Below are 23639 nucleotides of genomic sequence, written 5' to 3' on the forward strand. Positions count from 1 at the left end.
CAGGCCACCCAGCGTCATCTGCTCGCTGCACTGTCTGGACGCCTACGATCCCGACAAATGGCACTTCGCCGGGAGATGCACGCTGACGCCCGCACGGGCAGTCCAGGGCCGTCGACAGGGTCGAAAGTCAGGAGGAGCGTTCGTGGTTGAGGCGCCGATCGCCGGGTACCCGCTGCATTGGGAGGCTGACGTGCTGCTCGCCGACGGCGGTGTCGCGCACCTGCGGCCCAGCGGTCCGGGCGACGAAGACGCGATCCGCGCCATGCACGCCCGGTCCAGCGCGAAAACGTTGTATCTGCGGTACTTCTCGCCGGTCAGTACGGTCTCCGAGCAGAAGGTCGCGATCTTCACCGACGTTGACTACGACTCCAGAGTCGGGTTGGTCGCCGTGGTGGGCGGGCAGATGATCGCTGCGGGGACCTACCATCGCTCCCCGGTCGGTGACACCGACTCAGCCGAGATCGCGTTTCTGGTAGAGGACTCGCAGCACGGCCGGGGGCTGGGGTCGATCCTGCTGGAGCACCTGGCCGCGGCCGCCCAGGAACGCGGGATCCACCGTTTCACCGCCGAGGTGCTCGGCCAGAACACCACGATGCTGGGGGTGCTCGTGGACGCCGGGTACACGATCCACGAGCAGAACAACTCCGGCGTGGTCGACCTGGTGTTCGACATCGAGCCGACCGAGAAGTCCCGGGCGGTGATGACCGCCCGGGAACACCGGGCGGAGGCCCGGTCGATCGCCCGGCTGCTCTCACCACGCTCGATCGCGGTCATCGGAGCCTCCCGGGAGCCGACCAAACTGGGTCACGTCGTGCTGGAGAACCTGTTACGCGGTGGCTTCACCGGGCCGGTGTTCCCGGTCAACCCGGCGGCCGGGTCGGTGCAGGGTGTCCGGGCATACGCCTGTGTCGCCGACATCCCCGATCCGGTCGACTTGGCCGTGGTGACGGTGCCGGCCCGTCACGTCGCCGAGGTGGTCGAACAGTGTCGGGCCAAGGGAGTGCACGGCCTGGTGGTGATCACCGCGGGCTTCGCCGACGCCGGACCGGTCGGCGCCGATGAACAGCGGCGGTTGGTCGCGCTGGCCCGCGGTGCGGGCATGCGGGTCCTCGGCCCGAACTGCCTGGGCCTGATCAACACCGACCCGGCGGTGCGGATGAATGCGACCTTGGCCCCGCTGGTCCCGCCGTCGGGTCGGGTCGGGTTCTTCTGCCAGTCCGGTGCCTTGGGTATCGCCATCCTGGCCGACGCCGCCGCCCGCGGGCTCGGCCTGTCCACGTTCGTCTCGGCCGGCAACCGGGCCGATGTGTCTGGCAACGACCTGCTGCAGTTCTGGTACGGCGACGACCGCACCGAGGTGGTGCTGCTGTACCTGGAGTCGTTCGGTAATCCCCGCAAGTTCGCCCGGTTGGCCCGGGTGCTTGCCAGGACCAAACCGGTCATCGCAGTGAAGTCCGGCCGGCACGCCACACCGACCCCCGCAACCGGGTCGAACGCGGCCCCGATGTCCGGGGCCGCGGTGGCAAGCCTGTTCGCACAGTCCGGGGTGATCAGGACCGAGACGCTGGCCGCTGCCTTCGATGTCGCCCAGCTGCTGTCCACTCAGCCGGTGCCGGTCGGTGACCGGGTCGCCGTCATCGGGAACTCGACCGCGCTGAGCATGCTGGCGGTCGATGCCTGCCGGGACGCCGACCTGCGAGTCACCGACGGCCGGCCCCTGGACCTGGAAGTGGGCGTGAACCCGGAGGACCTTGCCGAGGCCGTGCGTGCCGCGCTGGCCCGGGCCGATGTCGACGCGCTGGTGGTGGTGTACGTGCCGGTCGTCGCGACGACCGGACTGGCGCACGCGGCTGCGCTGCGGTCGGCGGTCAGCCAGACCACCATTCCGGTGCTCACCACCTTCCCGATGCCCGCCGACGGCAACCCTGCTCGCGGGTCGCTGCCGTCCTTCCGCACCCCCGAGCGGGCGGTGGTCGCGCTGGCCCACGCGGTGCGGTACGGCTCGTGGCTGACCAGACCGGCCGGCACCGTCCCGGACCTGCCCGGGATCGACATCGACGCTGCCCGGGCGCTGATGACCCGGCTGCGCGGCCCGGATGATCCGCCGCGGGCGCTGACCGACGACGAGGTCACCGAACTGCTGGACAGTTACGGGATCTCGCTGCTGCCGTACCGGGCGATCGGCAGCGCGGCGGAAGCGGTGACCGGGGCCGCCGAAATCGGCTACCCGGTGATGCTCAAGTCGTTCGACCATTCGTTGCGGCACCGGATGGACCGCTCCGGTGTGCGGCTCGGCCTGAATACCGCCGACCAGCTGACGGCTGCCTACGAGGAGCTGTCAGGGGTCGCCGGCCCCTGGCTGGACGTCCAGGCGATGGCACCGCGCGACCGGTCCGACGTGTCAACGGTCTTCGCGATCAGCGCCGACCCCTCGTTCGGCGTGCTGGTGTCCTTCGGGATCGGCGGCGTGGCCACCGAGTTGCTCGACGACCGGGCCTACCGGGCTGTACCACTGACCACCGCCACCGCCGCCGAGCTCATCTCGGCGCCGCGGGCCGCAGCGTTGCTGGACGGCTACCGGGGCACCCGGCTGGTCGCCCATGAACCCCTCATCGACCTGGCTTTACGGCTCTCCACCCTGGCCGACCAGCTACCGGAGGTCTCCGAACTCGAATTGCGTCCAGTGCTGGTCGGGCCGGCCGGCCTGGCCGTGACCAGCGCCACCTGCCGCATCGGTCCGGCTATTGCCCGGCCGGACACCACCCGCCGACTGCACTGAACACGGTCAAGCGGGACCCGGTGCACCTGCCCGGAGGTGCGCTCACCCCAGCAACGGCTACTCCGGAATGATCAGCGAGGGGGTGTCCCGGCGGAGCGTCTGGCCCCGGAAGAAGGCCGGCTGGCGCGCGCGGATGATCAGCATGACGACCACCCCGGACAGGATCAGCCCCAGCCCCAGCACCAGGACCGTCCCCACCCCGAAGATGCTCGACCCCGAGTACTCCGGGTCGGCGCTGTCCTTGATCGTCACGAAGAAGACGAACCACAGCCCCAGCCCGCCCACGAACGGGAACAGGAATTTGAAGATGAAGTTGTAGAAGCTCGTGAACAGCTCGTGCCGGAAGTACCAGACACAGCCGATCGCGGTGAGCCCGTAATAGAAGCAGATCATCAGGCCCAACGACAGGATGGTGTCGAACAGCACGGCCTCGGAGACGAAGGTCAGCACCGCGTAGAACGTCCCGGCGATAATTCCCGCGACCACGGTTCCGTAACCGGGGGTCAGGTACTTCGGGTGGATGCTGGCGAACCGCTTCGGCAGTGCGCCGTAGGACGCCATCCCGAGCATCGTCCGGGTGGTGGGCAGGAAGGTCGTCATCAGGCTCGCGGCGGACGACGCCAGCACGGCGAGGAACAGCAGGTTGTTCCACGGCGTGCCCATTACCGGCTCGGCGAGCGCCCCGAACACGTTGTCGGAGATCTCCTCGTTGCCCAGCCCGAGGCCCTCGGCTCCGTCACCGGCGTACATCAGCGTCGACACGGAGACCAGGAGGTAGGTCAGCAGGATCGAGACCACCGCGAGCAGCGCGGCACGGCCGGGCGTCTTGCCGGAGTCCTTGGACTCCTCGTTGACCGTCAGGGCACTGTCCCAGCCCCAGAACGAGAAGATCGATGCGGAAAGGCCGGCCACCAGCGCGGTCATGGACAGTCCGGTGAACGGGTTGAACCAATCCCAGGAGAACGCCAGTCCGGTGTCGGAGCTGCCCGACTTTGCCAACGCCATGATCGAGAAGAGCACCAGGACGCCCAGCTGGAAGAACACCAGGACGAACTGCACCTTCTCCGTCGTCGTGATGCCCCGGTAGGCGATCGCCGTGGCCACCAGCAGGAACGCCAGGCAGGTGAGGACGTTAATGACGCGGTTCTCCCAGAGCGCCCCGAGGTCCGGGTTGCTGAACAAGCTGCCCAGGAGTTGGTAGAAGAACTGCACACCGATGCCCGCGAGGTTCGCGAGCACGATGATCGTCGCCAGAATCGCGGCCCAGCCGCCCAGCCAGCCGACGTAGGGGCCGAAGGCCCTGGTGGTCCAGGTGAATGAGGTGCCGCAGTCCGGGTCCACCTTGTTGAATTCGCGATACGCATACGCAGCGAACAACATCGGAATGAATCCGGCGATGAAGATGACCGGCATTTTGACCCCGGCCACCGCAGCGACAAGACCGATCGTGGCCGTCAACGTGTAGGCGGGTGCCACACAGGAGATACCGAGGACCGTGCCACCGAGCAACCCGACGGAGTTTCCCGCGAGCCCCTTCTCGACCTGCGGGTGCGGGTGCCCGGCGGCGCCGGGTTGCCCAGGTTGATCCACGCCACCGGAACCGGTCGAAGAGCCCTCGATCGTCATCGTGAAACCTCGCAAAGGCTCGCAGAAGTGGTCAAAATCACCGTCGCTCACAGTAAACTAGCCGTCGACAGTTGGCAGCTCAGGCGAAACGAATGTCGGAGCCGACGGATTGTGATGGTGACCGACGATGGTTGATCCTTCCCCCGATGTCCAGAGCGGGCCACAGTCCGGGGTCCTGCCCGACGTCGGGGGGATCGTCGCAGGAGTCGACGGATCGCCGTCGAGCCATCTCGCCCTCGAGTGGGCCGCTGACACCGCTGCGCTCTACGGTCTCCCGCTGACGGTGCTGTTCGCACGACCCGACGCCGAGGGCGACGTCGTGGTCTCCGCGAACGAGGGCAGCCTGAGCGGACCCGTCCAGGTGACGGTCGCCGAGATCAAGGAGCAGCACCCGGAGCTCGAGGTCCGGGGGGCGACGTTTCCGGAGCCGCCGGTCGAAACGCTGCTGCTGGCCTCGGAGACCGCGGACCTGCTGGTGATCGGCTCGCGCGGCTGGGACGGCTTCACCGGTCTGCTGGTGGGTTCGACCACCCTGCATGTGGTGCCGTACGCCAAGTGCCCGGTGGTGGTGCTGCACGGCCGGCGGCCGGGCGATGCGGCCGCAGAGGGCCCGGTGCCACACGCGGGCGAGGTCGTCGTCGCGTTCGACGGGTCGATCGAGTCGAATGCCGCTGCCGCATTGGCTTTTCGTCATGCGGCGGCCGTCGGATGCGGGGTCGCCGCCATCACCGTGCACAACAAGCGGGGTGCGTCGACGATCAGCAGGGTGGATCCGGTGCACGCGCCGGTCGGATCACCGGCCATCGCCTTCTGGGCCCCGCTCGTGCTGCTGGCTCAGGAGTACCCGGAGACACCGGTCTCCTTCTGGGAGGCCGACGGTCGGCCAGGTGCCGTGCTCGTCGAGCAGTCCAGGGGCAGCGTGCTGCTCGCGTTCGGCGCCCGCGGCAAGGGTGGATTCCGCGGTCTGGTGATGGGTTCGGTGAGCCAGCAACTGCTCTCCCACGCCCAGTGCCCGGTCGGCGTGCTGCACAGCACAGCGGCCGAAGCGGGCTGACCCCAACGGGTTTATCGTCCCAACAAGGAATCAGCACAGAGGCGATCAACGAACGAATATCCCGACCAAACGACCAAACGACCGAACGACCGAGCAACCGACGACCCGAGCAACCGACGACCCGAGCCACCGACGACCGAGCCACCGACGAAAGGTGCCGACAGGCAATGAGCGACAAGACCGTGCTGGAGAACATCGTCAACGGCGAGTCGGTTTCGGCGGCCGACGGCGCCACGATGGACATCATCGATCCCAGTACGGGCGCCGTGTACGCCACCTCCCCGCTCTCCGGCCGGGTCGACGTCGACCGCGCGTACGCCGCGGCGACCGAGGCCTACAAGACATGGCGGTGGGCCACGCCCGGGGAGCGGCAGCTCGCCCTGCTGAAGTTCGCCGATCATCTCGAGGCCAACGCCGACGAGCTGGTCGCGGTCGAAGTGCAGGACACCGGGAAGCCGACTGCGCTGACGCTGTCGGAGGAGATCGGCCCGATGGTGGACCAGGTGCGGTTCTTCGCGGGCGCTGCCCGGGTGCTGGAAGGTCGCTCGTCGGGCGAGTACATGCGCGGGCACACGTCGTCGATCCGCCGCGAACCGGTCGGCGTCGTCGGCCAGGTGGCGCCGTGGAACTACCCGATGATGATGGCCATCTGGAAGCTGGCGCCGGCGCTCGCCGCCGGCTGTTCCGTCGTGCTCAAGCCGTCCGACACGACGCCGGCAAGTTCGGTGTGGATGGCCAAGGCGCTGCAGGACTTCTACCCGCCTGGCGTGGTGAACGTCATCTGCGGCGACCGGGACACCGGCGCGACGCTGACCGGCCACCCCGCTCCGGCCCTGGTGTCGATCACCGGGTCGACCGGCGCGGGGATCGCGGTGGCGACCGCAGCCGCGAAGAACGTCACCCGCGCGCACCTCGAGCTCGGCGGCAAGGCGCCTGTGGTCGTCTTCAACGACGCCGATATCGAGGCTGCAGTTGAAGGCATCTCGACGGCCGGCTACTTCAACGGCGGGCAGGACTGCACCGCGGCAACGAGGGTCATCGCACAGGCCGGTGTGTACAAGGAGTTCGTCGCGGCGCTGACGGCGGCGGCGAAGGAAACCAAGACGGGGTCACCTGACGCCGACGTGCTGTACGGCTCGATCAACAATGCCAACCAGCTCGCGCACATTGCCGGACTGGTCGACCGGGCCTCCGGAACCGCGGACATCACCGCCGGCGGTCACACCCTTGACCGGCCGGGCTACTACTTCGAGCCGACCGTCGTCGCGGGCGTTCAGCAGAGCGACGAGATCGTCCAGACGGAGGTCTTCGGACCGGTGATCACGGTGCAGGAGTTCATCACCGAGGAAGAGGCGCTGGGGTACGCCAACGGCACCGAGTACGGTCTCGCGTCATCGGTGTGGACGTCCAACGTCGACACCGCCGCCCGGATGACGGCCCAGATGGATTTCGGCTGCGTCTGGATCAACGCGCACATCCCGCTCATCGCCGAGATGCCGCACGGCGGATTCAAGAAATCCGGCTACGGCAAAGACTTGTCGATGTACGGGTTCGAGGACTACACCCGAATCAAGCACGTGATGCACTACCACGGTTTCAGCGGCTGATCGAGGACGATCCGAAGGCCGCACCAGGGGCAAGACCCGACGCCGCCACAGTCCCGAGGGGTGTGGCGGCGTCGCTCTGGGCGGCCCTGACTGCGGTTCGACAGAGCCTGCCCATCAGTTTCGGCAGAGCCTGCACATCAGTGCAGTCGTGGGAGCCCGAACGTCGTCCGGACCCCCTCGCTGAAACTCACGTGGTCGGGGCGCCGTTCGGCCAGTGTCGGGAAGCCGGCCGCCGCCAGCAGCCCGTCGTCGAGCAACAACACCTCCGCCGCGGAAAGATTCCACGGCGCATGGTGATTGGGCACATACAGCGCTCGGCCGAACGCCGCGGTGTGCAGCCCCCAGCGTGCGGTGAGGAACTGGGCGAGGTCGTCGTCGGCGGGCAGCGGATCGCCGACCCTGACGACCACCCGACTGCTCACCCCGGCCGGCCCCGGCCAACGTGTCGTCGTGGTCCAGCCGAACTCGGACCACCCGTCGCGCACGCGTGAATAGCCGCGCATGCGTGAGAACCGGTAGGGCAGGCCCAGTGTGAGGCGCGCGCCGAGGACGACCGACAGCCTGGATGCGTCCAGGCTGCAGAAGACGACGCCGCGCCGGCCGGTGGCGTCGATCGAATACAGCCGGACATTGGTTTCCCAGAACGTGCCGAAGTACGGGATTGCCGGCCGGTTGCCGAAACCGGCGCCGACCATCCTGAACGGAACCAGCGCCACCGGCGTCAGCCCCTGGAAACGCCCCTGTAGCACCACATCCGGTCGCGCGCCCTCGGGCATCATGGGTTCGGCCGTCGCCGGCGGGACGAACCAGTGCAGGAAAGCTAGGTTCTGCCAGAACTGGCTCATGATGCGTGGGCCGCTCGGCGGTGGGGCGGCGGGGTCGAATGCCGTGACGGCAGAACCGTTGCGGGACAGCACTTCCCGGTCGGTCATCCGGGAGCGCCCAGCGAGACCGGGATCCGCGAATAGCCCCGCACGGTCATGCTTGCCCGGTGACGCAGCCTGCCCTCGATCCGGAGATCGGGGAACCGCTCGATCAGGGCGGGGAACGCCACCTGACCCTCCAGCCGGGCAAGTGACGCACCCAGGCAGTAATGGACGCCCGCGCCGAATGACAATGGCGCTCCGTCGGACCGCCCGAGGTCGAGCCGGTCGGGATCGGGATAGCGCTCCGGATCCCTGTTGGCCGCGCCCAGGCAGACGGTGATCGTCCGCCCCGCGGGGACGTCCGTTCCGCCGATGCTGGTGTCGCGCAGGGCGACTCGTCGGGCGATCTGGACGGGGCTGTCGTACCGCAACAGCTCGTCGACCGCCGAGGGGGCCAACTCCGTCGATCGGCGCCACCGGTCGAGCTCGACCGGATGCCGGAGCAGCGTAACCAGACCGTTGCCGAGCAGGTGGGTCGCGGTCTCGAATCCCGCGGCGAACAGCAGCGCCGCCATCGTGAGCAGTTCGTCGCCCTGTAGTCGGTCGGCGCCCTCGCCGGCGATCAGCGCGCTCAACAGGTCGTCGCGTGGATCCCGGCGTCGCTTGTCGGCCAGTTGTGAGAGGTACTCCCGGATCTCGGCGGCCGCGGCGTCGGCCCTGGCCAGGATCCGCGGCGTGGTGACGTCGAGCACCTGGGTCCAGTCCTTCGCGAGGTGCTGGAACTGTGGTTGGTCGACTGCCGGGACACCGAGCAGTTCGCCGATCACGGCGATCGGCAACGGGAATGCGAACCCGGCGATGAAATCCGCTCCGTCGGCCAGCTCGTCCATCAGCCGACCGGTCGTTGTCTCGATCGTGCCGCGCAGGGCCGCCACCCGGCGCGGAGTGAACGCATCGCTGACCAGCCTGCGCAGCCGGGTGTGCGACGGCGGATCCAGGGCCAGCATGCTGGTCTGGAACTGCCACAGCGACAGGTGACTACGCCACCCGGTGATACCGCCGACCGTCTCCAGCGACGCCGGATCGCCGTGCCCGATCGCGGGGTCCCGCAGCGCCGCCCAGCAGTCCCGGTACCGGGTGAGCAGCAGCGAGCCGTCCCCGGCGACGGCGATCGGCGCCTCCGCGCGGAGCGCCGCGTACACCGGATAGGGGTCGTCGCGACCGGCCCTGGAGACGAGGTCGGCCATCAGCTGCTCCACCCGCGAGCCGACGGCCACCGTGCCCATCAGACCTGTGCCCATCAGACCTGTGCCCAACGGCCCATCGTGCCCGGTGGCCGGCGTCACGGGGAAACCAGCTCCCGCTCGAGCGGCGTCCTGAACTTCGGGACAACCCGTGCGTCGCCGATCCAGGCCTGCAGGCGGGCTGCCTCGGCGGCGATCGCGGACTGGGCGGTCGCGCCGACGTCCTGCAGGACCCGCCAGACCAGCCGACCGTCGGGGCATTGTGCCCAGCCGCCGACCACCCTCCCGTTCGACCACACGGTCGGCCCGATGTTGCCGGTCCGGTCGAACAGCGCGGCCCGGTGGTCGGGATCCAGGTACCACCCGCGCGCCGACCAGCCCATCGGCGTGGGATCGAGCGCGGGCAGCAGTGCCACCCAAGGCTCGGGCTCGGGGAGCGGCTCGGTGTCGGCCGCCAGGACAACGCCCGGCTCGCCGTCCAGGTCGACCTGCTCGATCTCCAGCGCGGACAGGGCACGGCGGGTATCACCCTGGTTCCAGCCGGTCCACCAGACGATGTCCGCGATGCTGGCCGGCCCGAATCGGGCCAACCAGGCGGCGACCAGTGCGGTGCGGGCGTGCTCCACCGGCAGCGGGACGAAACCGCCCGGAAGCCACTGCTCGATCGGCGCCCATTCGTACCGGCTGCCGGTCCACGGCCCTGAGGATCGTCCCCGGACGATCCGACCCTGCGCGGAGAGCAGGTTCAGCACCCGACCGCTGATGGCGGCGGGACCGCCGTAGGGCTTTCCTTCCGCGTAGACGAGCTGCGTCCGAAGGCGCGGTTCGGCGGCGGTGAGGGCGGTGGTGGTCGCGCCACCGGCTCCGCGGAGCACCTGCACGACGGCGTCCTCCACGTCAGCCAGCCAGCTGTCCGGTTCCTCGACCACCGCACCGAGGTCCTTCACCAGTGCGGCGCGCAACCTCGCGGCCACCGCGATGCTCGCCGCGTACTGGACCCTCGGCGCGGTGGACGTGGGCACCACGAACATGGTCCGGCGCATCCCGAGCATCCGGATCAGGGTGCGATCGTCGTACAGGGCCGCGGCAACCTCCGCGGGGCCGAGATCGGCGGACCGGGCGCCGACCGACAGATAAACGGACGCCGGATCGGTGGCATGCAGCGCCAGCACCCGCTCGGCGATCGCCGCGGGGCTCCGATCTGTGACGCGCGCGGCGAGCCCATGACGCACCCCCAACCGGGCCCGGCGCTGGTCGGCGGACATGTGCAGGACCATCGGCTCACCCTGCCAGCACCCCCCGCCGTCATGAACACTCCCTGGGCCATCAGCGACATTGACCGCGGCTGATGACGACCAGCGAAGGGGTGTTGTCACGCTCAGTCATCGGAGGGCGGCTTTTCGCTAGGTCAGCTAGGTTGATGCGGTTGCAAGAAGATCTCATCGGCGGGGACGGGTGTCGTGGTGCATGGTCCGAACGGGCCGACCGCCGAGCACGATTCAGCGGTCGATGTCGCGATGCTCGAAGAGCTCGCCGGTCTGGCCGCGCGAAACCTGCGACTCCCGCTGGCGGAGATCCGGCTGACCGACGGCACCGTCGTCCGCCACCCACCCCAGCGCGGAACCGGCCGGGTCGACAGCAACAGGATCGACCCCGACCAGCCGCACCATGAATCACCTGCCGACCGGGCACCCGTTGCCGACGTCCCGCTGCTCACGACGGACGGCGAAGCCGTCGGGTCACTGACCGTCCACGGCACCGCCCAGACGGTGCTCACCGCGCAGAACCTCGACGATCTGCGCGCGTTCGCCCGCATCGGTGCCGACCGCATCGTCCTGCAGCGGCGCAACGCCCTGCTGGCCTCCAGGCTCGCCGACCGCACCGCCACCCGGGACAGGTCGGCGGAGTCGCAACGGGTGCTCAACGGGATACTCGCGCACACCGATGCGGTGGTCTACGCCAAGGACCTCGCGGGCCGTTTCATCGTGGTGAACCCGGCCGCGGAACGCGCGATGCAGTTTCCCACCGGCATCGTCGGCAAGACCGCCGCGGACCTGTTACCCGCCGACCAGGCGGCCGCGTTCCGGCGGAACGACGAACTCATCGCCACGGCCGGTACGCAACTGGTCTTCGAGGAAGAAGTGACTCTGCCGGGCGGAGCCATCCACACTTACCGGTCGGCGAAGTTCCCGCTGCTCGACGACCAAGGCAGGGCCTACGCCGTCGCAGGTGTTGCCGTCGACGTCACCGACCTCGCCGCGGCACGTCAGGCGCACCACGAAGCCGAACAGCGGTGGCAGACCCTGGTCGAGCACTCCCCGGTCGCCGTTGCAGTGCTGGACGGGCAGGCGCGGTTCCGTTACGTGAACCCGAGACTGGTCGCCCTGCTCGACGCCGATAACGCCGAGTCCCTGCTGGGCCGCACGTGCCTGGACATCGTGCGGGAGGACCGGAGAACGGCTGCCACGTCGGGACTGTCGTCCGTCATCGCCGGCGGCGCGCCGATCCTCTCGCGGCGTTCACCGATGCGGACCTTTCGCGGGATCGAGCTGACCGTGGAGTTCAGCTTGGCGGCAATCGTCGATCACGGTGAACCCGCGGTGCTGGTGGAGGTGCGGGACGTGACCGGAGCGGCCGCTGCGGAAGAGGCGCTGCGATCGTCCGAAGAGCGCTTCCACACCGTGTTCTCGGACAGTCCGGCCCCGATGGGCATCGCCGACGAGAACGGCCGCTGGGTGGACGTCAACGACGCGCTCGGTGATCTGATGGGCGTCGAACCGGCTGTGCTGATCGGAGCGAGACCGGTGGACTTCGTCCATCCCGAGGACCGGGCGGACTTCATCGCCGCGGGCCGCGAACATCTCCGGACCGGTCGGCCGACCCGCCAGGAACTGCGGTGCGTGCGGACCGACGGTGAAATCCGCTGGCTGTGCCTGGATCGGGCGCCGATGGCCGGGCCGACCGGAAGTCGTTGGGTGCTCGGCGTTGCGCAGGACTCGACGGCCCGCAAGACCGCCGAGCTGGCACTGCTGCAGAGCCGCAACGATCTCGCCGCCGTTGCGGCGGTGGCCAAGTGCGTGCAGTCCGGTGACGACCCCCGACCGTTGGTGGCGGCGACGATCCGGTCGCTGTCGGGCGCCGACTCGGTGTCGATGATCGAGGCGGCCGGCGACGGCAGCCTGCTGGTGACGGCCGCCGACGGCGGGGACCTGCTCGGGCGTTCCCTGTCGCTCGGCGAGACCTCGGTGACCGCTGAGGTGTGGCGATCGGGGGAGCGGGTCTTCATCCCGGACATCACCGCCGATGCACGCGTCCATCCCGGGCTCATGACATGCGACCGGGTGGTCGGCGCACTGTGGCAGCCGGTCACCGTCCAGGGGCGGGTGGAGGCGGTCATCGTCGTGGGCTGGCGGCACCGCATCGACGATCTCGGCGATCGTGCGGTGCGGGTGGTCGAGGTCGTCGCGGACGAAGCGGGTGCCTCTCTGCGGGCGGCCCGGCTGCATCGGGAACTCGAGCGGTCGGCGAACACCGACCCGTTGACGGGCTCGCTGAACCGACGTGCCTGGGACCGCGAACTGCACACCCTGATGGATCTGGCGCAGCTCACCGGAGAGCCGCTGGCTGTCGCCGTCGTCGATCTCGATCACTTCAAGGCGTTCAACGACCACTTTGGGCACGTGGCGGGGGACGCGCTGCTCGCCGAGTTCGCCGACGCCGCCGCCCGCTGCCTGCGGAAGCAGGACGTCTTCGCGCGGTGGGGTGGTGAGGAGTTCGTCGTCGCCCTCCCGGACTGCACCCAGTCGGAGGCGGCGGCCATCCTCGATCGGGTGCGGCTCAGCGTGCCTTCCGGGCTCAGCTGCTCCATCGGCCACACCACCTGGGTCCCGGGCGAGGCGCTGACGTCGTGCATCGGCCGCGCCGACTCGGCGCTCTACAACGCGAAGAAGCACGGCCGGAACCGGGTCAGTACCTGACGCGGTCCGCCCGGCGCGCGCCGATGGCATCGTGGTGGGCATGACGGATCTGGACGGTGCCCATGTTCTGGTGATCGGCGCGACCGGCGGCCTCGGCACTGCTGTGAGCCGGGAGCTGGTCGCGAACGGGGCGGCACTGACCCTGTCCGGGCGTTCGGCAGACCGGCTGGCCGCCCTGTCGGCCGTCCTGTCGGCCGCCCGGTCGGCACAGCACGGCGACGCAGTGCTCGCGACCGCCGCCGGGGATCTGGTCGACCCGGACTTTCCTGCCGGACTGTTCGCACTGGCGACGGAGACGCGACCGCTGACCGGCGTGGTCTTCGCCGCCGGCGTCGTTGCCTTCGGTGACCTGGCCGATCTCGACGACGACGTCCTGGACCAGTTGATGCTGGTGAACCTGATGGCGCCGATCCGGGTGGCCCGGGCCGCCGCCAGGAACCTGCCGGCCGGCGGATTCGTGCTGAACATCAGCGCCGTCGTCGCCGAGCAGCCGATGAAGGGGATGGCCGCCTACAGCGCCACCAAGGCCGGCGTGACGGCTTTCGACCGCGCGGCGGCCGCGGAGTTGCGGCGGCGTCGGATCAGGGTGGTCGATGTGCGGCCCGCGCATACCGAGACCGGTCTCGCGCAGCGGCCGATCGCCGGGCAGTCGCCACGGCTGCCGACCGGTTCGGATCCGGTCGACGTGGCCCGGCGCATCGTCCGCGCGATCCTGGACGACGAGGCGGAGGTGCCGTCGAGCGCCTTCGGCGGGGCGGCCGGCTGACCGGCGCAGCCCACCGGGTCGGCTCACCGGCCTGACCGGTCCGCCGCCAAGACCCGAAGGTCTTCACAATGACGCTCTGTCATCAATGAACGGAAGATCTTGACGCGCGTCACACTTTCGGTGGCAAAGAAGGACGTTTCGTCCCTTTCGTCCTGACGCATGTGACCGCTACGCTCCCCGACAGTGATCGCCGATGACCGATCACCGATGACACCCCGAGGAGCAACCGTGACCAGCTCGACCACGACCCTGTACGAAAAGCTGGGCGCCGAAGAAGGCATCGCGGGAGCGGTCGACGTGTTCTACGAGCGGGTGACCTCCGATCCGGCGCTGGCAGGATATTTCGCCGGCGTGGACATGGCCGCTCTCCGCCGGCACCAGGCCGCCATGCTCTCCGCGGCCGCCGGCGGGCCGCGTCCGTACACCGGACGCAGCATGGCCGAGGCGCACGGCGACCGGGCCATCACGGACAGTGCGTTCGATGCCGTGGTTGCCCATCTGGGTGCGACCCTGGCGACGGCCGGCGCGTCCGACGAGACCATCGGAGCCGTCGTCGCAGCCCTGGCGCCGTTGCGCTCGTCCATCGTGACGGCGTGAGAGCGGGGTGGCCGCCATCGATCCGGACCCGTCAGCAGCCGCGGGTCCGGCGGTCGAGCAGGCAGCCATCGACACCGCCGGGTTGAAGCTGAACTTCGCCCAGGTCGCCGCCCACGGCGGCGACGAGGTTGCGCATCACTTCTACAGTTATCTGTTCCTGCGGTACCCCGAGACGCGATCGATGTTCCCACCCGCCATGACCCGGCAGCGTGATCGGCTGGTCCGGGCGCTGGGCCGGATCGTGACGGACGTCGACGATCTCGGCGCGCTGGTGCCGTACCTCGAGGATCTCGGCCGCGATCACCGCAAGTTCGGCACCGTCGCCGAGCACTACCCCGCGGTCGGCGAGGCGCTGATCCATACGTTGCGTCACTTCAGCGGAAGCGCCTGGAACGACCGGCTGCAGCGCGACTGGACCGCCGCGTACGGCATCGTCGCGGACACCATGGTCGCGTCCGCCGACAAGGTCGGCGAGTCCGAGCCCGCGTGGTGGGATGCCGAGGTCATCGACGTCGACGCGCGGACATTCGACATCGCGGTCCTGACGGTGCGCACCGTCACCCCGCATCCCTACCGCGCCGGCCAGTCCATCTCGGTCGAGCCGACCGACCTCCGGCCGCGCGAATGGCGCCTGTACACACCCGCCACCGCCCCCGGTGGTCTGGTCATCGAATTGCACGCCAGGCTGGTCAACGGGGGCCCGGTGTCCACGGCGCTGGTCCGCACCGCCGCAGCGGGCGATCAACTCCGCCTCGGCCCACCGTTCGGCCGGATGGTGCTCGACCCGGGCTCGGACCGGCCCGTGCTGATGATCGCCGGCGGGACCGGGTTGGCACCGATGAAGGCGATGATCGACCAACTCGCCCGCAACGGTGGACGCCCGACCCACCTGTACGTGGGTGCGCGGTCGGCGAGGGAGATCTACGACCGCAAGGACCTGGAGCTGCTGGCGGACCGCCATCCGTGGCTGAGGGTGGTGACCGCGGTGTCCGACGACATCCGCTGGCGCGGAGCGCGTGGACCGGTCGGTCACGTGGCCGCCGCCGACGGCGACTGGGCCGGGCACGACATCTTCGTCTGCGGCTCACCGCCGATGGTGCAGGCAACGGTGACCGAGTTGGTCGCCTCCGGCGTCCCGGCGGGGGACATCACCTTCGAGGAATTCGGCGCGGCGTACCCGTTCGACCCGAGAGGAAATTGATGACCGAGAACACTGGCGCTGACGTCGATCTCGACGCGCTGACGGGTGCGGATCTGCGCACCGCGACGTTCGCGATGTCGACCGCATTCGGCCGCGGGTACGACCAGCACGAGGTCGACTCGTTCGTCACTCGCTGCGCCGCCGCGGTCGACCAGCTTCGGGGACGGCTCCGCGCTGCCACCCAGCAGATCGAGGACCTGCAGGCTCAGGTGGAACGCAGTGGCCGGAGCAGGGACGTCTCCAACGCCATGAACGTGCTGACGACAGCTCAGCGAACGGCGGACAAGACCATCGCGGAGGCGGACGGGTACAGCACCACGGTGATGGCGGAGGCCCGCGACCTGTACGAGGACGCCCGCCGCAACGCGGCGATCCTCGAGCAGGAGACCGAGGACAAGGCACGCTCGGTGTACCAGGACGCGGTCGCCCGCTCGGAGGCGCTGGAACGCGAGACCGAGCAACGGCTCGCCGATCTCACGATGAGCGCGGTGACGGCCCAGCAGGAATTGGATGCGCAGACCGCTTACCTGCGCACCCTGCGGGATGCCACCCGCACCCAGATGGAGGCCTTCCTGGAGGGTCTGCTCGACCGGGTCGCCGAGGAGTACGGCAAGGCGAATCCGCTGGCGGTCGAAGCCGCCAGGGATGTCCCGCGAAAGCCGCGACGCAGCACCAGACCCGGGGGGACCAAGGGCAGCACCAAGGTGAACGGTCGACCCGCACCTCAGCTCGGCCGGACGAGCGGGTCGACGGCGCGGGTGGCCGGGCAGCCCGGCCGGACACAGGGCGTCGGCTGGGACGGTGTGCCCTACCAACGATCGCGCACCGACGACGCTGGTCACCCGGCGGCCGACAGGGACGACGTCTTCACCGATTGACCGGCCGCCCCGGCATGACGCCGACTGCCCGACGAGCGGTCCACCGGCAACGGAACGTGGTGCTAAATCGTGTCTGCTTACTCATTTTCGTCCTATTTGCACCAAACGCTCGACCGATCACGATCCATGGTTAACAATCAGCGAGAACACCGGCATTCCGCGTCACACCCCGGTGACACCCCCCACTGCTAGACCCACCGTCAGACCCCTGCCAACCTCCACCGCCAGCCCCACTGTTCAGGAGCAACGATGGCCACGTCCTTGCCCCCGTCGCGCCGTAGCGCCGCCGGCGGGACCGCGGCTGCGATCAGGTCCGTCCGGTTCGGAGTCACCGAGCCCTTCGGCCGCGGGTACCACCCGCAGGAGGTCGACCGGTTCCAGGAACACTGCGCAGCGGTCGTCGACGCCTTGTCCAACGGCTGGCTCGCCTGCAGCCAGCAGGTCGACCTGCTGCGTGCACGCCTGGAGGCCGACGATTCGGTTCCCACCGAGGTCGCCGACCTCGCCTTCGATGTCGAGGCGGAGGGGCGGCGCCGCGCCGACGAGCTCATCGCCGAGGCCGAGGAGCAGCGCGCACAGACGCTCGCCGAGTGCAGCGCGCTGATCGAGCGTGCCAGGCTCGGTGCGGCCGCAATCATCGAAGAGGCCCACGCAAGGGCCGCGGCATTGGAGCGTCAGATCAGCATCCGCGCGCAACGCCTTGCCGCGGCCGCCGACCTGGCCCGGCAGGAGGTCAGTCGCGAGGTTGCTGCCCTCAACGGTGCCCATCCCACCGAACGGCACGCCGCACCGCTCCCCCGGCCGCACGGTCCCCTTCGGGCCGTCAGCACCGTGCGCTGACATCGGCTGCGCTGACATCGGCTGCGCTGACATCGGCGCGGCGCGGCGCGTAGCCGGCAAGCAGACGGCTCAGAAGCAGACCGCACCCTTGGCCGCCGAGCCGACCAGCTTCGCGTATTTGCCCAGGACGCCGTGGTTCAGGTTCTGCGGATGCGGGGTCCACGCGTCACGGCGGGCGGCCAGTTCGGCGTCGTCGACCAGCAGGTCAAGCTTCTTGGACGCCATGTCCAGATGGATGAGGTCCCCGTCCTGCACCAGGGCGATCGGCCCGCCGTTCGCCGCCTCCGGCGCGACGTGGCCGATGCACAAGCCTGTGGTCCCGCCGGAGAAGCGGCCGTCGGTCAGCAGCAGCACGTCCTTGCCGAGACCGGCGCCCTTGATCGCGCCGGTGACGGCCAGCATCTCGCGCATCCCCGGGCCGCCCTTGGGGCCTTCCCAGCGGATCACGATGACGTCGCCGGGCTTGAGCGTGCCGTCGGAGACGGCGTCCATCGCGCCCTGCTCGCCGTCGAACACCCTGGCCGGTCCTTCCCACACCTCGGCGTCGAAGCCTGCGCTCTTCACCACCGCTCCTTCCGGGGCCAACGACCCGAGCAGCACCGAGATGCCGCCGGTGCGGTGGATCGGATTGGTCATGGTGTGCAGCACGTCTCCGTCGAGCGCGGGCGGGTCCAGCTCCGCCAGGTTCTCGGCCAGCGTGCGGCCGGTGACGGTGAGCGCGTCGCCGTGCAGCAGGCCGGCATCGAGCAGCGCCTTCATCACCACCGGGATCCCGCCGATCCGGTCGACGTCGGTCATCACGTAGCGGCCGAACGGCTTCACATCGGCCAGGTGCGGGGTCCGGTCACCGATCCGGTTGAAGTCGTCCAGCCCCAGCTCCACTCCCGCCTCATGGGCGATCGCCAGCAGGTGCAACACGGCGTTGGTCGAACCACCGAGGGCCATCACCACGGTGATGGCGTTCTCGAACGCCTTCTTGGTCAGGATGTCGCGGGCGGTGATGCCGGCGTCGACCAGCGCCACCGCGGCCTCGCCCGAGCGGACCGCGAACGCGTCCCGGCGGGCGTCCGGCGCAGGCGGTGCGGCACTGCCGGGAAGTGACATTCCCAACGCTTCGGCGGCCGACGCCATGGTGTTCGCGGTGTACATCCCGCCGCAGGCGCCCTCGCCGGGGCAGATGGCCTTCTCGATCTCGGTGAGCCGGTCCCGGGTGATCTTGCCGGCCAGGCAGGCGCCGGTCCCCTCGAACGCATCGATGATGGTGACCGTCTCGCCGTCCAGCTTGCCGGGCAGCGTCGAACCGGCGTACAGGAACACCGCGGCCACGTCGAGCCGTGCGGCGGCCATCAGCATCCCGGGCAGCGACTTGTCACAGCCGGCCAGCAGCACCCCGCCGTCCAGCTGCTCCGCGCGGAACACCGTCTCCACCGAATCGGCGATGATCTCCCTGCTGACCAGCGAATAGTGCATGCCGCCGTGGCCCATCGAGATGCCGTCGGACACCGAAATTGTCCCGAATTCGAGCGGGTAGCCGTCGGCCTCGTGCACACCCTGCTTCGCGGCCTTGGCAAGCCGGTCCAGTGACAGGTTGCACGGGGTGATCTCGTTCCAGGAACTGGCGACGCCGATCTGCGGCTTGCGCCAGTCGTCATCGCCCATGCCGACCGCTCGCAACATGCCGCGGGCCGCGGCCCGCTCGATGCCGTCCGTGACGATGTGGCTGTGCGGCTTGCGGTGCTCACGCTGTTCGGACGCGGGCTGGGCCGGCGTCTGCTGCCCGGTGGTCTCGCTCATGGATCCAGACTTTACGACGGGTGGCGGGTGCAGTCCGCCGGCCCTCACCTGGCCGGCGTTCCGGGTAACGTCCCTACCTCCGATCGGCCCCCGATCGGAGCCGCCCCGTCCCCCCGTTCACGGCCGTCACGCCAGTTGGAGCAGCTCTGCCATGACCATGATCGGCTTCCCGCCGGCCGTCGCCGACCGCTGGTCGCTCACCAACTGGCAGAACGCGCCGTACAACCGGTGGTCGTTCCAGCACATGCGCGAGGTCGTGCCCACGGCACGGGTCGCCCGGGAAGCGGCAGGGCCACGGCCGCTGCCGCTCGGCATCGGTGTCGACCTGGAGCAGGTGGTGTGGCGGTTCGACGGCACGTCCGGCTCGGTCGGGCAGATCCTCGATGACACCTACACGGACGGGTTCCTGGTGCTCCGGGACGGACACCTGGTGACAGAGCTCTACCCGGGCGGCATGCCGGCTGACCGCACCCACATGTTGATGTCGGTCAGCAAGTCGCTCATCGGCTGCGTCGTCGGGGTGCTGGCCGACGCGGGCGCCATCGACGTCACCGCCGCGGTCGACCACTACGTCCCCGAACTCGCCGGCTCGGGATACCGCGGTGCCACCGTCCGCGACGTGCTCGACATGCGATCAGGGATCGCGTTCTCGGAGGAGTACCTCGATCCCGCGGCGGAGGTACGGGTGCTCGAGGAGGTCATTGGCTGGGCGCCGCGTTCCCGGCCCGGACTGCCGACCTCGATGTATGAGTACCTGACCACACTGGCAGCGAATCGACCTCATGGAGCTGCGTTCGAATACCGCTCCTGCGAGACGGACATCCTAGGCTGGGTGTGCGAGCGGGCGTCCGGGATCCGGATGCCCGAATTGTTGTCCAGCCTGATCTGGTCTCGGATCGGCACCGAGCAGGACATGGACGCCGCGATGGACCCGGCCGGTGCGGTGTTCCACGACGGCGGGCTCGCGGCCACGCTGCGCGATCTCGGCCGGTTCGGCCAGATGTTGCTCGACGGCGGCACGGCGAACGGCCAGCAGATCGTGCCGGCCGGGTGGATCACCGACAGCTACACCGCGGCACCCGACACCAGGGCGACGTTCGCGGCCTCCGGCAACGATTCGTGGCTCCCCGGGGGCGGTTACCGCAACCAGTTCTGGCTGCCCTATGCCGGGCGAGACGTGTTGCTGTGTCTCGGTATTCACGGTCAGATGATCTGGGTGGAGCCGGCCAGGCGACTGGTGGCGGTGAAGCTGTCGTCGTGGCCGCTCCCGCAGGACGTCGGCCGGCTGCTGGACACGCTGGCCGTGATCGATTCGATCGGCTTCCAGCTGAGCCTGGGCTGACCCCGCTCGCGATACCGGGGGTGGGTTCGGTTCAGCCCGTCAGGTCGGCGTCCTGCTTCGGCATGGTCGCCGCCAGGGCCACGATGCCCAGGCAGAGAACCGCGGGGACCGCCATCGTGTGGTGCAGCCCGAGGTGGTTCACCAGGAAGCCGACGACGGCCGGGCCGGCGAGGAAGGCGGCGTATCCGAAGGTGACGACGACGGCGAGCACCCGGCCGCCGCCGACGTGCCCGGCGACCGCGTACACCTGCGGCGCGATCATCCCGACGCCCAGCCCGACCAGCGCCCAGCCGACCAGCAGCAACGGCAGGCCACTGACCAGAGCGACTGTGCCGTAACCGATCGCGGCGCACAGCCCGCCGAAGCGCACCACGGCACGACGGCCGAACCGGGCGACCAACCGGTCGCCGATCAGCCGGATGACGACCATGAAGCCACTGACCGCGACGAGGCCCAGGGAACCGGTGGTGGAGTCGACCTGGGCGACCTCAGTGACGTGCAGGGCGGCCCAGTCCGTGGCGGTGCCCTCGGACAGGCCGAAGGCCAGCGCCATGATCGCCAGCGCCCAGGCGATCGGCGGGATCTTGACCCGAACACCGTCGACGCTGTGCGGGACCACGGCCGTCGGCGGCGTGATCCGCAGCAGGACCACGAAGGCCGCGGCAGCAACCGCCGCGACGAACAGCAGCAGCGGCAACACGATCGCGGCGCCGGAGAGACCCAGCACCGTCGCCATCAGCAGCACGCACCCGGCACCGACGAACCCGCCCACCGACCACAGGGCATGGAACGTGCTCATGATCGGCCGCTTGCGGGCGCCCTCCACCTGGACCCCGATGGCGTTCATGGAGACGTCGATGGAGCCGTTGCCCAGCCCCAGCAGCACGGCTCCCGCAATCGCGACGGGAAACGTGGTGGCGAAGGCGAACGTCACCGCGGCGGCGATGAGGAACGGAAGTCCGGTCAGCGCGACCTGCCGCGCACCGATCGAGTCGGACAACCGGCCGCCGATCTGCATCGACAGGATGCCGGCCAGCCCGGAGGTGAACAGCAGGATGGCGATGGACGTCGCGTCGATGTCCAGGCGTTCCCGGATGGACGGCAGCACTCCCCCGTATCCGCCGATGATCAGCCCGTTCACCGCGAACAGGAGTGCCACCGCCACAACGGATCTTGTCCCTGCGAGGCGCGCGGTGAGGTCCTGTGCCGGCGTGCTGGGAGAACCCATGGACGTCATCCTCGAGGTGCGGGGCGTGCGGACAGTGCGGACCGCAAAGGGTAGCGGCCCGGTCGTGCCGGTCGCAGACGCCGGCCGCCTACCGGCCCCGGCCCGCCGTCAGCCGCCGGACTTGATTCCGACCGGTGACACCGGAGCGGTGAACTCCGCACCCACCGGGGTGCCGGCGTACTGCGCGCGGATCGCCTGGATCAACCGGATGGCGCGTGGGGTGAGCCGGGAACTCCCGGCCACGGACGGGCCGCCGGCGGTGGCGGGGGCATTCCGCGGCGCGGCATCCGATTCATGCTCGGACACCAGATCGATGCCGGCCGGTGGTTCCTTGCCCTCCTCGGCGATGGCCTGCGTCACGGCCGCGACATCGACCGGCGTGGTGGAAGCGGCGCCGACCAGTGCGCTCGCCAGGCCGGAATCTTCCGGCTCCTCGGTCTGCAGCCGGCCCTTCGTCACCAGGACGCCGAGATCTGCGCCCTTCCAACGGTAATCGCCGGGTCCGTAGATGCGGAGGAAGAAGCACTCGTCCTCGTTCTGCAATTGATGCCAGTCCAGCGCAGCACGCCGGAATCGCAATTCGCCGGCAGAATCGAAATACCACTGACCCGTCCGCGCGGCAGCGGTGATCTCCTCGACGGCGGAACCGGTCTCCTTGATGATCATCTGACTCCACAGGTCGACAGAGGCCAGGTCCTCCCAACGGCGATTGATCTCGTCCACGTCGAGGATGTAGTCGACGCCCATGTACTCGAGCAAATGGAAAAGGAACAGCGGCATGTCGGAATAGGCACCGGCGGTGACATTGGTGATGGAGGACGCGCCGCTGATCCGGGGATTCAGCTCGCCCAGATAGACCTCGTCCGCATCGGTGTCGACGAGCACGTCGACCTCGAAGAATCCGCGGTAACCCTCGCCCGCCAGCCGATCCCCGAGCCGGCGCACCAGCTGGTTGGCCTTGATCCGCCGCGCGCCGGACAGGGCGTCCGGGAACATCTCGTTGCCGCACCAGCCGCCCTTGTACGGGGTCAGCTCCGGATGCCCGGTCAGCTCCGTCATGAACGGCCCCACCACGGTGCCGTGCCGGGTGAGCACCGCCTCCACCGCGATCGCCCGGTGGTTGATCCGCTTCATGATCTTTTGCTGCTGTCCCACGATGTCGTCGGCGTACTTGTCCCAGTCGGCCTGCGAGGTGAGGAAGAACGTCGTCTTGCCGCTGTCCCCGTACGGCGTCTGCAGCACCACGTCGGTGCCGAGACCCGCGGCGGTGGTCTGCTCGACCAGCTCGTCCCACGAGTCGACGGACGTCAGGATGTTCGGCACGCTGGGCGCCCCCGCCTCGTCCCCGAGCCGGGTGGTGACGATCTTGGAGTCGAGGTGCTCGCGCAGTGCCGCCGAGGGCAGGATCAGGTCGTAACCCAATTCGGTGCAGATCTTCTCGGTCTCCTCGTCGAAGAAGACCATCGCCACCTTCGGTCGCCCGCCGGCACGCTGCATGTGCGCCTGCACCTCGGGATGCAGCAACAGGTAGTTGTTGATCTCCTCTCCGCTGGAGAATTCGATATAGGGCTTGTCCTGCGGGGTGAACACCCTAGGGTGCGCCCCCTCCCAGGCGTCGTAGTAGGTGATGTAGTCGAAATTGCGCACCCACCGGTCGAGACCCAGCAGATTGAACGACGTGGCACCGACGAAGAAGATCGGAGTGGTGTTGGTGCGGAAGAAGTGTCGGATCTCAGCGATGCCGTGCAACGGCCGGCGCGACATGTCGCTGGATGCTTCGGACGACTGCTGCTCGACCATGGAATCTCCGTGTCATCGTCTCGCTCGAGGTGATCGTGGG

At 69.2% G+C, this 23639-nt stretch carries 17 protein-coding genes; 10 read left to right on the forward strand and 7 right to left on the reverse strand.

Features of this window, described 5'->3' with window-relative positions:
• The first annotated feature begins 142 nt into the window (after positions 1-142).
• Positions 143-2779 carry a bifunctional acetate--CoA ligase family protein/GNAT family N-acetyltransferase gene (locus tag ACVBEQ_RS14010; RefSeq protein WP_447153914.1) on the forward strand — a complete coding sequence of 879 codons (2637 nt, stop codon included), beginning with the start codon at positions 143-145 and terminating at the stop codon, positions 2777-2779.
• Between the two features lie 57 nt (positions 2780-2836).
• Here the strand turns inward: ACVBEQ_RS14010 and ACVBEQ_RS14015 are convergent, their stop codons facing one another.
• On the reverse strand, positions 2837-4405 hold the full coding sequence (locus ACVBEQ_RS14015) for an APC family permease (protein WP_447153915.1): 1569 nt from the start codon (positions 4403-4405) through the stop codon (positions 2837-2839).
• A 127-nt stretch (positions 4406-4532) separates the two neighbouring features.
• Between ACVBEQ_RS14015 and ACVBEQ_RS14020 the strand changes: the two genes are divergently transcribed.
• The gene (locus ACVBEQ_RS14020; protein ID WP_447153916.1) at positions 4533-5459 is read left to right on the forward strand and encodes a universal stress protein; all 927 of its coding nucleotides are present in this window, start codon (positions 4533-4535) and stop codon (positions 5457-5459) included.
• A gap of 167 nt (positions 5460-5626) precedes the next feature.
• A complete protein-coding gene (locus ACVBEQ_RS14025; protein WP_447153917.1) occupies positions 5627-7066 on the forward strand; it encodes an aminobutyraldehyde dehydrogenase in 1440 nt (479 codons plus the stop codon).
• A gap of 137 nt (positions 7067-7203) precedes the next feature.
• Here the strand turns inward: ACVBEQ_RS14025 and ACVBEQ_RS14030 are convergent, their stop codons facing one another.
• From ACVBEQ_RS14030 to ACVBEQ_RS14040, 3 genes are read right to left on the reverse strand one after another with little or no spacing between them, the layout of a single operon-like run.
• On the reverse strand, positions 7204-7998 hold the full coding sequence (locus ACVBEQ_RS14030) for a YqjF family protein (RefSeq protein ID WP_447153918.1): 795 nt from the start codon (positions 7996-7998) through the stop codon (positions 7204-7206).
• A complete protein-coding gene (locus ACVBEQ_RS14035; RefSeq protein ID WP_447153919.1) occupies positions 7995-9248 on the reverse strand; it encodes a cytochrome P450 in 1254 nt (417 codons plus the stop codon). The genes ACVBEQ_RS14030 and ACVBEQ_RS14035 overlap by 4 nt, the downstream gene beginning before the upstream one ends.
• 26 nt (positions 9249-9274) lie before the next feature.
• On the reverse strand, positions 9275-10453 hold the full coding sequence (locus tag ACVBEQ_RS14040; RefSeq protein ID WP_447153920.1) for a winged helix DNA-binding domain-containing protein: 1179 nt from the start codon (positions 10451-10453) through the stop codon (positions 9275-9277).
• Between the two features lie 183 nt (positions 10454-10636).
• Here ACVBEQ_RS14040 and ACVBEQ_RS14045 point away from each other — a divergent pair, with 183 nt between their 5' ends.
• From ACVBEQ_RS14045 to ACVBEQ_RS14070, 6 genes are all read left to right on the forward strand, one after another.
• Positions 10637-13153, forward strand: coding sequence for a PAS domain S-box protein (locus ACVBEQ_RS14045; protein ID WP_447153921.1), 2517 nt, complete (start codon positions 10637-10639; stop codon positions 13151-13153).
• A 40-nt stretch (positions 13154-13193) separates the two neighbouring features.
• On the forward strand, positions 13194-13919 hold the full coding sequence (locus ACVBEQ_RS14050) for an SDR family NAD(P)-dependent oxidoreductase (RefSeq protein ID WP_447153922.1): 726 nt from the start codon (positions 13194-13196) through the stop codon (positions 13917-13919).
• Positions 13920-14147: 228 nt separating this feature from the next.
• Positions 14148-14516: a group I truncated hemoglobin gene (locus tag ACVBEQ_RS14055; protein ID WP_447153923.1), complete on the forward strand. Its 369-nt coding sequence runs from the start codon at positions 14148-14150 to the stop codon at positions 14514-14516.
• A 7-nt stretch (positions 14517-14523) separates the two neighbouring features.
• On the forward strand, positions 14524-15717 hold the full coding sequence (locus tag ACVBEQ_RS14060) for a globin domain-containing protein (RefSeq protein ID WP_447153924.1): 1194 nt from the start codon (positions 14524-14526) through the stop codon (positions 15715-15717).
• Positions 15717-16595: a DivIVA domain-containing protein gene (locus ACVBEQ_RS14065; protein ID WP_447153925.1), complete on the forward strand. Its 879-nt coding sequence runs from the start codon at positions 15717-15719 to the stop codon at positions 16593-16595. The genes ACVBEQ_RS14060 and ACVBEQ_RS14065 overlap by 1 nt, the downstream gene beginning before the upstream one ends.
• A 249-nt stretch (positions 16596-16844) precedes the next feature.
• Entirely contained in the window at positions 16845-17435 is a 591-nt protein-coding gene (locus ACVBEQ_RS14070) for a DivIVA domain-containing protein (RefSeq protein WP_447153926.1), read from the forward strand.
• A gap of 69 nt (positions 17436-17504) precedes the next feature.
• Here ACVBEQ_RS14070 and ilvD read toward each other — a convergent pair whose 3' ends face one another.
• Positions 17505-19229, reverse strand: coding sequence for a dihydroxy-acid dehydratase (gene ilvD, locus ACVBEQ_RS14075; RefSeq protein WP_447153927.1), 1725 nt, complete (start codon positions 19227-19229; stop codon positions 17505-17507).
• A gap of 151 nt (positions 19230-19380) precedes the next feature.
• On the opposite strand from ilvD, the gene ACVBEQ_RS14080 reads away from it, so the two are divergent.
• Positions 19381-20571: a serine hydrolase domain-containing protein gene (locus tag ACVBEQ_RS14080; RefSeq protein WP_447153928.1), complete on the forward strand. Its 1191-nt coding sequence runs from the start codon at positions 19381-19383 to the stop codon at positions 20569-20571.
• Positions 20572-20602: 31 nt separating this feature from the next.
• Here ACVBEQ_RS14080 and ACVBEQ_RS14085 read toward each other — a convergent pair whose 3' ends face one another.
• Positions 20603-21799 (reverse strand): MFS transporter, encoded by a 1197-nt coding sequence (locus ACVBEQ_RS14085; RefSeq protein ID WP_447153929.1) that lies wholly within the window; start codon positions 21797-21799, stop codon positions 20603-20605.
• Between the two features lie 108 nt (positions 21800-21907).
• The gene (locus ACVBEQ_RS14090; protein WP_447153930.1) at positions 21908-23599 is read right to left on the reverse strand and encodes a biotin carboxylase; all 1692 of its coding nucleotides are present in this window, start codon (positions 23597-23599) and stop codon (positions 21908-21910) included.
• Positions 23600-23639 lie beyond the last annotated feature (40 nt).

The sequence above is a fragment of the Nakamurella sp. GG22 genome (genome assembly GCF_052976845.2).

What these genes read in the sequence shown, in the direction of transcription:
- ACVBEQ_RS14015 (WP_447153915.1), bottom strand. Translation starts at nt 4,405, where the DNA reads ATGACGATCGAGGGCTCTTCGACCGGTTCCGGTGGCGTGGATCAACCT.
- ACVBEQ_RS14040 (WP_447153920.1), bottom strand. Translation starts at nt 10,453, where the DNA reads ATGGTCCTGCACATGTCCGCCGACCAGCGCCGGGCCCGGTTGGGGGTG.
- ACVBEQ_RS14030 (WP_447153918.1), bottom strand. Translation starts at nt 7,998, where the DNA reads ATGACCGACCGGGAAGTGCTGTCCCGCAACGGTTCTGCCGTCACGGCA.
- ACVBEQ_RS14070 (WP_447153926.1), top strand. Translation starts at nt 16,845, where the DNA reads ATGGCCACGTCCTTGCCCCCGTCGCGCCGTAGCGCCGCCGGCGGGACC.
- ACVBEQ_RS14025 (WP_447153917.1), top strand. Translation starts at nt 5,627, where the DNA reads ATGAGCGACAAGACCGTGCTGGAGAACATCGTCAACGGCGAGTCGGTT.
- ACVBEQ_RS14080 (WP_447153928.1), top strand. Translation starts at nt 19,381, where the DNA reads ATGACCATGATCGGCTTCCCGCCGGCCGTCGCCGACCGCTGGTCGCTC.
- ACVBEQ_RS14085 (WP_447153929.1), bottom strand. Translation starts at nt 21,799, where the DNA reads ATGGGTTCTCCCAGCACGCCGGCACAGGACCTCACCGCGCGCCTCGCA.
- ilvD (WP_447153927.1), bottom strand. Translation starts at nt 19,229, where the DNA reads ATGAGCGAGACCACCGGGCAGCAGACGCCGGCCCAGCCCGCGTCCGAA.
- ACVBEQ_RS14050 (WP_447153922.1), top strand. Translation starts at nt 13,194, where the DNA reads ATGACGGATCTGGACGGTGCCCATGTTCTGGTGATCGGCGCGACCGGC.
- ACVBEQ_RS14090 (WP_447153930.1), bottom strand. Translation starts at nt 23,599, where the DNA reads ATGGTCGAGCAGCAGTCGTCCGAAGCATCCAGCGACATGTCGCGCCGG.
- ACVBEQ_RS14020 (WP_447153916.1), top strand. Translation starts at nt 4,533, where the DNA reads ATGGTTGATCCTTCCCCCGATGTCCAGAGCGGGCCACAGTCCGGGGTC.
- ACVBEQ_RS14065 (WP_447153925.1), top strand. Translation starts at nt 15,717, where the DNA reads ATGACCGAGAACACTGGCGCTGACGTCGATCTCGACGCGCTGACGGGT.